Origin of the sequence: Lampropedia puyangensis (genome assembly GCF_004833285.1) — a bacterium.
Classification (GTDB): Bacteria; Pseudomonadota; Gammaproteobacteria; order Burkholderiales; family Burkholderiaceae_C; genus Lampropedia; species Lampropedia puyangensis.
This window is the reverse complement of the sequence record NZ_STFG01000059.1, coordinates 1-683: the sequence shown is the minus strand read 5'-3', so window position 1 is coordinate 683 and position 683 is coordinate 1. Positions and strand designations below refer to the sequence as shown.

The following is a 683-nucleotide window of genomic DNA, read 5'->3' as shown; positions in this document are numbered from 1 at the left end:
ACCAACCGGGCTGCTGGTCGGCGCGGTAATGCGGCCATGCGCTACTGCAGTGACCGCCACACTCAGCCAATTTACTTCAAACGCCCCCAAGTCAATGCGACCGTTTTGAATCCGTGGACGGCCAGCCAAATCGGTGGTGATAGACGCATGAAGCGCTGCGTTATTGCCTGTGTCGATCGCAGGAGAATTCGGTCGCAAACGCAAATCCCCGCCCGTGCTAGGCGCATCGGCAGGATCAGGCATCGCCACAAACAACGGGTCTTCATCGGGCAGGTTATCTGTGCCATCTGTGCCACAGGCAGTATTCCATGTTCCATCGGGGTTGCAACCCTGAATCAGGCTGTAGCGGAAGGCGGGAGTACTGTCGTTGTCGTTGGCAACCGATGCTTGCGCAGTACCATTACTGCTTGTGTCTTGGTTATTCCAGAAAATGGCGTTGGTGATGGAGGGGCTGCTGTAGTCCCAGTTGACCATCCCCCCGCCTTACGAGTCTGTCCAATTGCCGCTGAAAGAGACGTTGGTGATGGTGGGGCTGCTGTAGTCCCAGTTGAACATCCCCCCGCCGTACGAGTCTGCCCGATTGCCGCTGAAAGAGACGTTGGTGATGGTGGGGCTGCCCCCTTGGTTGTAGAGGCCTGCGCCACTTACCTGAGGGGTTGTGGAATCACCACTGCCATTGGCCC

Annotated in this window: 1 protein-coding gene and 1 pseudogene; both read right to left on the bottom strand. The window is 57.7% G+C overall.

The genetic code is table 11. The annotated features are described in order from the left end of the window. On the bottom strand, positions 1-474 hold a 474-nt coding region (locus E9531_RS17360; RefSeq protein WP_280177206.1), incomplete at its 3' end, for a choice-of-anchor Q domain-containing protein. 9 nt (positions 475-483) lie between these two features. Continuing rightward, positions 484-683: pseudogene (locus tag E9531_RS17585) on the bottom strand (hypothetical protein); the annotation flags it as partial.